Genomic DNA, 12,429 nt, shown 5'->3' with positions numbered 1-12,429 from the left:
CTTCCGCCGACATCCTGCCGGGCTAGTCGCCGGCCGCCTCCACCGCCCTATCGATAAACCGTTCGCCCAGCGCCGTCCAGGCACCGGGGCCGACACGGCCGATACGGGCGGCCAGGGCGCGCACGGTGTCCATGTCCCCGTCGGCGCAGGCATCGTGCATCTGGCGTCCCAGCGCCTGCAAGCCCACCAGGCCGACATTGCCGGCGGTGGAGATCAGGTCGTGCGCCTCCGCCCGCAAGGGCGCCAGGTCCGACGCCTCCACCAAGGACTGGATGCGCCGCACCCGGGCCAGGCCGTGCTCAACGAAATTTCCCACCAGGACGTGGAAGTCGGCCGGCGGCACGATGGCCTGCAATCCGGCCAGCACGGCGGGGTCCAGCCGCCCCAGGCTGGCGTCGTCGTCCACCACCGGGTCCGCCGGCGACGTCCCTTCCGGATCGGTGACCGGATCCGCGGCATGGTCGGCGCCGCTGGCCACCCAGCGTGCCACCGTGTCCAGGAATTGCTGCTGGTCGAAGGGCTTGGAGACGTAGTCGTCCATGCCGGCGGCCAGGTACTCCTCACGCATGCCCACCATGGCGTTGGCGGTCATGGCCAGGATGGGCAGGTGGCGCAGGCCCAGCTCACGCCGCAAGACCTGCGTGGCGGCCACCCCGTCCATCACCGGCATCTGGACGTCCATCAGCACCAAGTCGTAGGCCGTGGCGCGGCAGGCGGCCACGGCCGCCTGCCCATCTTCCGCCATGTCGACGGTGTAGCCGTCGCGTTCCAGCATGATGCGCGCGACGGAGCGGTTGACCATGTTATCGTCCACCAGCAGCAGGCGGCGGCCCAGCCCGCGCGCGCCCAGGTCGCCGGTCAGCGGGCCATCAGCCTCCGATCCGCCCGCCTCCTCGCCGCCGAACAGGCGCAGCAGCAGGGTGCGCAGGGCGGGGGCCCGCACCGGCCGAACCAGCACGCCATCCACCGCCGCGTCGGCCTCCACCACCTGCGGCCGGTCGGTCGACACCACCATCTTGGCAGCCGCGGCGCGGGTCAGCGTCCGCAGCCGGGCGGCGAGGGCGGGCCCATCCGTGCCTGGCGGGGCGTCGGCGATGACCACGATGTCGAAGGCCCAGGCCTCGTCCGCCGCCACCTCGGCCACGGCGGCGTCCGCGTCCGGCACGACGGTCACCATGAGATCCAGACGCTCCAGCGCCTTGAGCGAGCCACCCGTCCCCACCGCCAGGACGCGCAGGCCGCTCAGCGCCGCAACGGCGGCGGCGCGGCGGGCCACACGGACGCTGGATGGCTTCATCGGGATGGTGAAGGTGAAGGTGGACCCGGCACCCGGCGTGCTGTCCAGCGTGATGCCGCCGCCCATCAGGCGCACCAGCTCACGCGAGATGACCAGGCCCAGGCCTGTGCCGCCGTAGCGCCGGTTGATGGAATTGTCGGCCTGTGTGAACTTCTGGAACAGGCGGCCCTGCTGGTCCGCGTCCATACCCACGCCCGTGTCGCTGACGACGAAGCGCAGACGGCGGCGGCCGTCGGCCGCGTCTTCGCCTTTCCCGGAAGCGGCCGTGACCGCCAGGTTGACGCGGCCCTCGGCCGTGAACTTCACGGCGTTGCCCATCAGGTTCAGCAGCACCTGGCGCAGGCGGGTGGGGTCGCCGCGATAGGCGCCGACCACCTCCGGCGCCACGGTGGCGGCCAAATCCAGGCCCTTTTCCCGCGCCTGCGGCGACAGCAGGGCCACCACGCCCTCCACCACCTCATCCAGGACGAAGTCCACCATCTCCAGTTCGACCTTGCCGGCCTCCAGCTTGGAGATGTCCAGGATGTTGTTGATGATGTTCAGCAAGGCCTGGGCGCTGTCGTGGATGGCCTCGGCGTAGGCGCGCTGCTCGGTCGCCAGCGTGGTGCCCAGCAGGATCTGGGTCATGCCCATGATGCCGTTCATGGGCGTGCGGATTTCGTGGCTCATATTGGCCAGGAAGTCGGATTTGGCGCGGTTGGCCGCCTCCGCCGCCTGCTTGGCGCCAGCCAGATCATCGGCCAGGGCCGCCAGGTCGCCCTCGCGCTTCTTTTCCCGCGTCACGTCCGACAGCGTGACCACCAGGCCGCGTCCCCACGGCACGGCGGTGATGCGGAACCAGCGGTCATCCGCGTCCCGATGATATTCGAAGGTGGCGGCGCGGCCGGTGTCCACCACCTCGACATAGCGGTCGAACAGCCCGTCGGCCGCGAGGTCAGGGAACAGCTCCCTCAGGCCGCGGCCCACCAGGTCGTGAGCGAAGCGGCCGGCCATCTTCTCGGCGGTGACGTTGACCAGCTCGAAGCGGAAGTCGCTGACGTCGAAGTTTTCGTCCCGGATGGTTTCATAGGCGAAGACGCCGTCCAGCGAGGCGTTCAGCACGTTGTCCAGCAGGGTGCGCTGCGCCTGCAGGGTGGCGCGCGCGGCCTCCAGCTCCGTCACCTGGGCGTTCAGGTGCAGGGTCGCCGCCACCTGGTCCGACACGTCCCGCAGCAGGGCGACATAATGGGTGACCCGGCTGCCCACGCGGGCCGGGAAGATGGCCAGATCCACCCAGAAGGGCCGGCGATCGCGGGTGTAGTTCAACAGGCGCTGGCGCACGGGTTCCCCCGCCGCCAGCGCCTGGCGGATACGATCCAGCGCCGTCCTGTCGGTCAGCGGCCCCTGCAGGAAACGGGGGGAACGGCCCACGGCCTCATCCCACGGATAACCGGTGACGGTGGTGAAGGCCTCGTTCACGAAGATGATACGGGGGCCGGGCTCGTCCAGGGCGTCGGCCTCGGTGATCAGGATGCCGTCGGTGGCATGCACCGCCACCGATTGCAGCAGGCGCAAGCGTTCCTCCGCCGCCACCTGGTGGGTGCGGTCGCGCCCCGAGCCACGGAAGCCCCGGAACACCCCGGCCTCATCGAAGATGGGCTTGCCGCTGACCACCACATGGCGCAGCACCCCATCCTCGCCATACAGGCTGTAGGTCATGTTGCGGAAGGGTTGCCGCGCCGCCAGCAGTTCCTCATAGGCCTGGAATTCCGGGCTGTCGGGGTTGACGGCGAAATCGCGGTGGGTGCGGCCCAGGAAATGACCCGCGGGAATGCCCAGGCTGCCCACGCCCTTGGACATCTGGGTGAAGCGCCCCTCCGGATCGGTTTCCCAGAACCAGTCGCTGGACACCTCCGTCAGGTCGCGGAACTGGGCCTCGCGCTGGGCGATCTCACGCTCGTGCCGGTCCAGCGCCGCCGCCATGTCGTTGAAGGAGCGGGCCAGTTCCGCGAACTCCGCCGTGCCGGGGGCGATGGCGGCGCGCACCCCCCGGTCGCCCGCCGCCAGGCGCGCGACGGCGTGGCGCAGGGACAACACACCACGCAGCACCGTCGCCTCCACCCCCACCCAGCCCAGAAGCAGGGCGCAAAGGGCCGCCACCCCGCCGAAGACCAGGGTGCGCCGCTGGTCGGCCAGGATGGGCGCCAGGACGATGGCGCGATCCACCCCCACCACCACGTGTGCGCCGCTGCCGGGCAGTGCCGCCATGCCCACCAGCCGGTCCACCCCGTCCAGGGTGATGAATTCGCCCCGATCCGCCGTCCCGTTCAGCACCGCCTGGATGAAGGGATGGTCCTTGAAATTGCGGCCCACCAGGTCCCGCTGTTCCGGCAGGCGGGCCAGTACCGTGCCGGTACGGTCCAGCAACAGGAACAGGGACCCGTCATGGCTGAACCGGGCGCCCGTCTTCTCGATCCAATCCATGCTGAGGCCGGCCAGCACCAAGGCGTCCGGTTTGCCCGCGCCCGCCGGCGCGCCCGGCCGGTACACCGGCTGGGCGGTGCCCAGGATCACACGGTTGCTGGGCCGCCCGAACACATAGTCGCTGATACTGGCCTGGCCTGTCTCGAACGCCTGTCGCACGTACTCGCGGTCACTGTAGTTGGACCAAGGCTGATCCGCCGACGAGCAGATGACCGAGCCGTCGGGCAGAACCACATGGATGTTGGAAACCCAGGGCTGGGACGCCTTCAGGATGCGGGCGTCATCGACGCATTGGTCCGTCGGCAACAGGGCGGAATGCTGGGCGAACCCCCGGCTGAGACGCCGCACCTGGTCCAACAGGCGTTCCTGGTCGTCCGCCGCCATGCGGGCCAGTTCCACGGCCTGGGCCTGGACGGCGGCGACGGCCTCGTTCCGCCGGGCCCGGCTTTCGCCCAGCAGCAACAGAAAGAAAGGCACGGTCGTGCCGATCAGCAGCAGCAACAGGCGCCGCCGCAAGCCCAAGGCCATCCCAAACCCCCCGCCGGGCCGGGGCATGGGGGCCCCGGCCGATGACATGCCAGGGCACCTTTGTCGCATCCGGATGGCGCGTCCGTCCAGGACGCGGACGGAGAAGCCACGCAGATGGCGTTATTGGATGTGATTCTTAATTGGCGGCCCCCGCCACCACCTGGCCGCCGACGGGACGATCGGCGCGCCGCGGCATGAGGCGCGAGGCGAAATAGGCCAATTCCAGGGCGGGACCCCGGGCGCGGGCGGCATCGTCCAGGCCGCGCGTGCCGTGCCCGCCCTCGTCACTCTCGTAGAACAGCACGGGCTTGCCCAACGCCTCCATCCGGGCGGCGAACTTGCGGGCGTGGCCGGGGCCCACGCGGTCGTCGTGGGTGGCCGTCATGATCAGGGTTTCCGGGTAGGTGCGCGTGGGGTCCAGCCGCTGGTAGGGGGAGATGCTGGCCAGGAACGCCCTTTCTTCCGGCACCGAGACGCTGCCGTATTCCGCCACCCAGGAGGATCCGGCGGCGATGGCCTCATAGCGCAGCATGTCCAGGAGCGGCACCTTGATGGCGACGGCCCCCCACAGGTCGGGATGCTGGGTCAGCGCCACACCCATCAGCAGGCCGCCGTTGGACCCGCCGCTGATGCCCAGCCGCGCCGGTCGGGTCACCTGGCGGTGGATCAGGTCCCGCGCCACGGCGGTGAAGTCGTCGAAGGACTTCTGCCGGTGGGTCTTCAACGCCGCCTCATGCCAAGCGGGACCGAACTCGCCGCCGCCCCGGATGTTGGCGACGACATAGACGCCGCCGCGATCCAGCCACAGCTTGCCGATGGTGGCGGAATATGTGGGCAGGCGGGACAGGTTGAAACCGCCGTAAGCCGTCAGCAGGGTGGGGTTGTCGCCGCTGAGAGCCATGTCCTTGCGGTGGACGATGAAGTAGGGGATGGCGGTGCCGTCGGTGGAGAGGGCCTCCCATTGGTCCACGGTGTAGGGGCTGGCGTCGAAACCAGGGGTGCCGGCCTTGACCAGGCTGGCGGCGCCACTGTCCAGGTCCACGCTCCATACCGCCTGCGGCGTCAGGAAACCGGCCACGGTCACGGTGACCTTGTCCTTGTCCTCGCTGCTGGACTTGATGCTGACGGCCGACATGTCGGGCAGGTCGACACGGGCCGTCTTCCAGGCGCCATCCGCCCGGGTCAGCACGGTCAGGCGGCCGCGCACGTTCTCGTCACTGGTGACCACCAGATGCGACTTGGCCTTCACCAGGTTGGTCACGGCCTCGCGCGGGCCGGGCAGGTAGACGGGGGACGCCTTCAGCTTGGCCGGATCATGGCGGGCGGCGTCCAGATCCACCGAGACGTAGGACCCGGCGGGGTAGGTGCGGCCGCTGACCGTCTGCCAATCCTGACCCAGCTTGACCACCAGCTGACCGTTGGCCAGCACGGCCAGTTCGGCCAGCGGCGGCAGGCCCAGCTTCAGGGTGTGGCGGCCTTCGACCAGATAGTGTTCGGTGGTGAAATAGCTGGGACGGCGCACCAGCACGATGGCGCGGTGGCCCTGGCGGTCGCGGAAAACGGCGGGACTGACGGACGTGTCGGTGACGCGGCCCCGGAAAATCTCATGCGCCTGGTCCAGTGGTTGGCCGCGCCGTACCACCTTGACCACGTAGGGGTAGCCGGACCGGGTCAGCGCCGTGTCCCCCAAGTCCCAGCCCCGGGCGACCAGCAGGGTGTCGTGGTCCAGCCAGACCACGGTCTGTTTGGCGTAAGGCAGGTGGAAGCCGCCGGGCACATAGGCCTTGGCCACGGGATCGTACTCGCGCACCTCCACCGCGTCCTCGCCCGTGCGCGACAACGACACCAGGCAGGTGCGGCCCAAGACCACTGGATCGGCGTCCGCGGCAGGGGGAGGCGCATCGGGGTCGACCGTGCCATAACAGTTGGAGCCGGCATAGACATGGCGCACGCCGTCGATGGTGGTGACGGCCGGATCCTTGCCGTCGACCGCACCGCCCGACGGCAGCGCGCCGCCGCCGCCCTCTTCCGACGCCTCATGCGCCAGCAGGGTGGCCGTGGTGATGAAGTCGGACAGGGGCGCGTCCCGCGTCAGTTCCGCCAGTGTGCGCTGGTCCTGCCGCGCCACCCAGGCCAACGCCTCGGGCGAGTCCGGGCTTTCCAGCCAGGCGTAGGGGTCGGTGTAGGTGGAGGACAGGCCCGACAGCGGGGGCGCCTGCTCGATAGAAGGGTTCTGGGCGCACGCCGCCAGCGACAGCGCCAAGAGCAGAGCCGGAAGGACACGGAAAGAAAGGGACGGCATGGGGACGCGACAGCCTCGGCGGATCGGGACCCATCCCCGGGCGGCGGCGGCGGCCGGCGTCGAGGAGGGCGGCGGAACGGAGGCAGGAAACATCCGCCCCCGTTCCAGGATTGACCCCTAATCCTTGAGTTTCCGTAAAAGGTAGGTGAACTCCAGCGCTTGCCGGCGGGCGGTTTCCTTCAGGTTGGCGCTGGCGGCGTGGCCGCCCTCGGTGTTCTCGTAATAGAGATAGGGGAGGCCCATCTCCTTCATTTTGGCCGCCATTTTGCGGGCGTGGCCGGGATTGACCCGGTCGTCCTTGGCCGAGGTGACGAACAAGGGTTCCGGATAGGTCACCCCTGCCTTGAGGTTATGGTAGGGCGAGATGCCGGCCAGGAAGGCCCGCTCCTCCGGCACCGCCGGGTCGCCATATTCCCCCATCCATGAGGCGCCGGCGCCAATCACGGGAAAGCGCAGCATGTCCAGCAGCGGCACCTGGATGACGACGGCGCGCCACAATTCCGGATGCTGGGTGAACTGCACGCCCATCAGCAGGCCGCCGTTGGACCCGCCCTCGATGCCCAGCCGGCGGGTGCTGGTCAGCTTGGTAGCGATCAGGTCGCGGGCCACGGCCACGAAGTCGTCATAGATGGCCTGGCGCTTGGTCTTCAGGCCAGCCTCATGCCAGGCGGGGCCGAATTCGCCGCCGCCCCGGATGTTGGCCAGCACATAGGCGCCGCCGCGTTCCAGCCACAGCTTGCCGGTGGCGCCCAGATAGCGGGGCAGCATCGGCACCTCGAACCCGCCATAGGCGTACAGCATGGTCGGGGTGGACCCGTCGAAGGGCACGTCGCGGGGCCGCACGACAAAGTAGGGCACGCGGGTGCCGTCGCTGGACACGGCCTCGCGTTGCTCCACCACCGCCTTGGACGCGTCGAACTGCGGCGGCGTGGACTTCAGCCTTTCCACCGCCCCGGTGTTGGTGTCGACCAGCGACAGGGTCAGCGGTTCCAGGAAGCCGGCCACGGTGACGAAGGCGCGGTCATGCTCGCGGTCCGCGCCCGTGACGGTGATGTTGGCGTTGTCCGGCAACTGCAACCGCGCGCGCCGCCAGCTGCCGTCCGCGTTGCGGTCGGCCACGTAGACGCGGCCCTTCACGTTGTCGGTCAGGCTGATCAACAGGTGGTGTCTGGTGAAGTCCAGGCCATTCAGGCCTTCGCGCGAGGTCGGCGTGTAGACCGGCACGGGATGCAAATGGTCCGGATCGGCCGTGGCCGCCGTCAGATCCAGCGCCACGACGGAGCCCTGGGAAACGGCGACGCCACCCGCGTTCCAGTCCTGTTTCACCTCCACGATCAGCTGGCCGTCGTGGATGCCATGCACACGGGCCTTCAGCGGCAGGGCCAGGCGCTTCGGCTGGCCACCCACCAGCAGGTAGGTCTCCACTTCGAAGAAGCTGAGGTTGCGGATGATGAGGGTGGCCTGGTGGCCCTGGGCATCCCGCATGGTTTCCGGCCCAACCGACATGTCGCCAGCCTGGCCCCGGAACACCTCCTGCGCCTGGTCCAGCGGCTGCCCGCGCTTCAGCGTCTTGACGACCAGGGGATAACCCGCGCCGCTCATGGTGCCGGCCCCCCAGTCGCGCGCCACCAGCAGGGTCCCGGTATCGGCCCAGGCGACATTCTGCTTACCACGCGGCAGGGCGAAGCCGTCGGGCACGAAGGCCCGCGTCTTCATGTCGAACTCCCGGATCGTGACCGCGTCCTCACCGCCGTTGGACAGGTGGACGACGCAGTGGTGGCGGGTTTCCTCGTCGCAGTCGGTGCCCTTGAACACCCACTTCACGCCCTCGGCCTTGGCCAGGGCGTCGACGTCCAGCACGGGCTGCCAGTCGGGCTTGGCCTTGGCGAAGCTGGCCAGGGTGGTGGTGCGCCACAGGCCCTGGACGTGGTCTGCGTCCTGCCAGAAATTATAGACGGCGTCGCCGCGGAAGCTGACGCCCGGCACGCGGTCCTTGCTTTCGGCGATCGCCGTCGCCTCCGCCAGCAGGGCGGGATAGCGCGGGTCGGCCTGCAGCACCGCCGTCGAGCGGTCCGTCTCCGCCTTGGCCCAGGCCAGGGCGTCGGCGTTGTTCATATCCTCCATCCACGCCCGGCTATCCTCCGGAATGCCGGTGGCCTGTGTCGCAGGCGTGGAATCGGCGAAGGCGGCCGTCGCGCCCAGCATCAGGCCGAGCGACAGCAGAAGCGTGCTGATCGTGTTTTTCATGAACCCCATCCATGAGGACGGTCGTCCGCTGCCACGGATCGCCCCCGCCCGTCTCTGTTGCCCTTAGTAGTGGGTCAGGACGGGGCCGGATGCAATATGCTGCTTAGGACAAATGGAGGCGGCCAGACGAGGTGATCCCGATGGGAACCTCAAACATCCGCCTCGCCGACCTCAATGACGCCTTCGGTCGATTTGCGAAAGATCGAGGGGGTGCCGACGTACAGCAGCACCACGTCCTGGTCGGAGGCGTTGCGGGCGCTGTGCGGCTGCAGGCTATCGAAATGCAGGCTGTCGCCGGCGCCCAGCTTGGCCTTGGTTTTGCCCACCGTGCCCGTCATCTCCCCCTCCACGACATAGAGGAAGTCCTCACCGTTGCGCTGGTCGGTGGGGAAGGCATGGCCCGGCGGCACCCGCATCAGGATGATGTCCAGCTTGCGGTCCGCCAGGTCGCTGGCCAAGTCGACGTAGTCCACCGGGCTGTCGACCTCGATGCGCCGGGGCTTGGCCGCGCGGTGGACGATGGCGCCGCCGTCCGGCACCTCCATGAAATAGCTCAAGTCCACCGTCAGGGCGTCGGCCAGGGCCAGCAGCGACACCAGCGAGGGCACGCTCAAATCCCGTTCCGCCTGGCTGATGAAGGGGGCGGACAGGCCGGAGCGCTCGGCCACCTGCTGCAGGGTCAGGCCCAGCGCCTTGCGCCGCGCGCGGATGCGGTCGCCCATGGGCATTTGCCGCCGGCGGTCGGTGGCGCTGACGATCTGCATGGCTGTACGCCCCCTCTAATCCTGGCCCATCCCGGCGCCCCCGGCACCGGCCCGTCTTCACCCCGGTTGGTTCCGGGATACGCGATGGCGGCTTAACGTTTGTCCCTCCCTGGTAATGCGCCCTCGCGCGCAGGTAAAGCCGGCAACCCCCGACGCCGCCGCATAGCGGCGACGCCCGGGGCGGGACGGTTCAAATTTGTGGAAGCGTCAAAATTTTTACCAAAATGTTTGCATAGCGCGACCGAATGACCGCGTTCGGCGGCGGTTGGGGGAACGCTATTCGTCCTTGAACGCCACGCGCACGTTCCCCCAGACGCGGCCGCGCACTTGTATGGGGGCGTCCACCTCCTTCAGGCGGACGATGACGCCGCCGCCCATGTCGCGCGAATAGGACTGCACCAGGAAATCGCCGGTGTTGCGGCCGGCGGCCAGGCCGGCGCGGTCATTGAACAGGCGGCGATTGCGGCTGTGGGCCATGTTCCAGGTATAATCGCCCGGCCGCTGCGGCTGCGACACCCGCTTCATGTGGGTGGGCAAGTAGCCTGATGGCACCACGGCGGCGCAGAACTGGATGCGCGGATCGCCCGCCGCCACCGGTTCCTGGATGTCGGGGAACAGGCGGTCGGTGATGGGGGTGTAGGCCGCCATATATTGTTGCGGATCGGTGCCGGGGATGGGATCGAGGTCATGCGAGAACAGCGCCGTCTCGGTGATCTCGCCCGCCCGCAGGGCGCCCTCCAGGGCCTGGCCCATGCGGCCGGCGGCGCCCAGCGCCAGGTCGATGAAGCCGCGATGCCGCTCCAGCGTCCGGTCCAGCACGCCCTTCAGCCGGCCCCGCGTCGCCGCGTCGACATGGATGAAGCACAGGTGCAGGCCCAGCTCGCTGGTGCCGGCCACCACGGCGGCCACCGTGCCCACGCCCTCCACGGCCAGCGCCACCTCCTGCTGGTCGGCCAGCGCCGGCAAGCCGTCCGCCACCACCAGGGCGCCGCGCGTCGACAGGTCCTGCAGCCGGCCGGGGTAAGGTCGGCCGTTCGCCTGTACCGTCGCCGGCATGTCGCAGGGCACCCGGTCGGCGGCGCGGCGGTCGCCGGCCAGCGACTGGCGCAACGCGATGGTCATGCGCCGCTTCAGATCCACCACGGCCGTCTGCGTCTCCCCCACCCGCAGATCCAAGTCGGCGGCGATGGTGGCGATTTCATCCGACTGGCCGCGGATACTGCCCACGCTGTGCGACACCTGCTGGGCCGCGCCGGCGGATTCCGATGCGCTGCGCCCGATCTCGGCGTTGGCGGCGGATTGCTGTTCCACAGCGGCAGCCGTCGCGGACGAGGCCTCGTTGATCTCGCTGATCACGGTGATGACGGCGCGGATGGCATCCACGCTGGCCGACACGGCGCCGCGCAGGCCCGCCACCTGTGACCCGATCTCATCCGTCGCCTTCTGCGTCTGGCCGGACAGCGACTTCACCTCGTGCGCCACCACGGCGAAGCCCTTGCCGGCGTCGCCGGCGCGCGCCGCCTCGATGGTGGCGTTCAGGGCCAGCAGGTTGGTCTGGCCGGCGATGTCGGCGATCAGGCCGGTGACGGTGCCGATCTGGCGTGTCGCCTCCTCCATCCGTTCGATGGCGCTGGCGGCCAGCCGGGCGCTGTCCACGGCGCGGCGGGCCACGTCGCTGGAGCGCGCGGCCTGGCGGGCGATCTCATCCCCGGCGGCGCTCAGCTCCTCCGTCGCGGCGGCGACGTTGCCGGCATTGCCGCTGGCCTGCTCCGCCGCGGCCGACACGGCGACCGTGTTCTCGCGCACCACCGTCACGGCCTGCTTCAACTGGGCCACGCCGTCCACCGCGCGGTGGCTGCCCCGCTCCACCCCCATCCAGGTGGCGGTCAGGTCGGCCTCGATGGCGCGGCAGGTTTCCAGCAGCGCCAGGCGCGCCTCCTCGCGCGTGCGTTCCATCAGCTCCACGCGCTCGTCCGTGTTGAAGGCCAATCGCGCGCGTAGCGCCCGCAAGGTGACGGTCATGGCCTGGAATTCCGCCACCGGGTCGGCCGGCATGGCGTGGTCGAATTCCCCCGCCGCCACGGCGGCGAAGTGCCCTTCCACCCGGCCCAGGGCTTGGCGCAGGGTGCGCAGGATCAGGCTGCCGCCCAGCACGGACACGGCCAGCGACACCAGGATGATGGCGGCGTTGGCGCCCAGCCACAGGGCGCTGTCCGCCCCCGCGTCCCCCATCTTTTCGCCAAGGGGTCCCAGGAACCGCAGGCCGCCCGCCACCAGGGTGCAGGCGATCATGGTGCCCATGGTCAGGATCATGCGGCCGCGCACGCTGCCCACGTAGTGGCGCAGGCGGGGCCCCGGGCCGCTGGCCACGGCCACGCCGTCCTTCAAGGCGCCCCGGCCGGCGCGAAGCTCGGCATACAGCGCCTCGGCCGCGCGCACCTCGTCCCGGCCGGGCTTGCTGCGGATGGAGATGAAGCCGGTAACCGTGCCGCCCTCCATCACCGGCGTGACGTTGGCGCGCACCCAGTAGTGATCGCCCGTCTTGGTGCGGTTCTTGACCAGGCCGTCCCAGGGACGGCCGGCGCGGATGGTGGCCCACAGGTCGGCGAAGGCGGCCTTGGGCATGTCGGGATGACGCACCAGGTTGTGGGGCGCGCCGATCAATTCCTCATGGCTGAAACCGCTGACGCGGACGAAGGCGCGGTTCGCGTAGGTGATGCGGCCCGACGGATCGGTGCGGGAGACCAGCAGCTCACCCTCGCGCAACTCCACCTCACGGTTGGTCACGGGCCCCGTGTCGCGCATCGCGTTCCTCCCCAGCACCTGTC

5 protein-coding genes are annotated in these 12,429 nt (G+C 69.7%); all 5 read right to left on the bottom strand.

Going from position 1 to position 12,429, the window contains the following annotated elements; all coding sequences use genetic code 11:
- Positions 1-22: 22 nt before the first annotated feature.
- Positions 23-4,288 (bottom strand): response regulator, encoded by a 4,266-nt coding sequence (locus UAA55_RS13165; RefSeq protein ID WP_322953275.1) that lies wholly within the window; start codon positions 4,286-4,288, stop codon positions 23-25.
- Positions 4,289-4,424: 136 nt separating this feature from the next.
- On the bottom strand, positions 4,425-6,590 hold the full coding sequence (locus tag UAA55_RS13160) for a prolyl oligopeptidase family serine peptidase (RefSeq protein ID WP_322953274.1): 2,166 nt from the start codon (positions 6,588-6,590) through the stop codon (positions 4,425-4,427).
- A 117-nt stretch (positions 6,591-6,707) separates the two neighbouring features.
- Positions 6,708-8,837, bottom strand: coding sequence for a prolyl oligopeptidase family serine peptidase (locus tag UAA55_RS13155; RefSeq protein ID WP_322953273.1), 2,130 nt, complete (start codon positions 8,835-8,837; stop codon positions 6,708-6,710).
- A gap of 149 nt (positions 8,838-8,986) precedes the next feature.
- Positions 8,987-9,601, bottom strand: coding sequence for a helix-turn-helix domain-containing protein (locus UAA55_RS13150; protein WP_322953271.1), 615 nt, complete (start codon positions 9,599-9,601; stop codon positions 8,987-8,989).
- Positions 9,602-9,877: 276 nt separating this feature from the next.
- On the bottom strand, positions 9,878-12,406 hold the full coding sequence (locus tag UAA55_RS13145) for a methyl-accepting chemotaxis protein (RefSeq protein WP_322953269.1): 2,529 nt from the start codon (positions 12,404-12,406) through the stop codon (positions 9,878-9,880).
- Between the last annotated feature and the right edge of the window lie 23 nt (positions 12,407-12,429).

Source organism: Nitrospirillum guanabarense (genome assembly GCF_034653355.1).
GTDB lineage: Bacteria > Pseudomonadota > Alphaproteobacteria > Azospirillales > Azospirillaceae > Nitrospirillum.
Note: the sequence above shows the minus strand (reverse complement) of the source record. Positions and strands in the feature narration are given on the sequence as shown.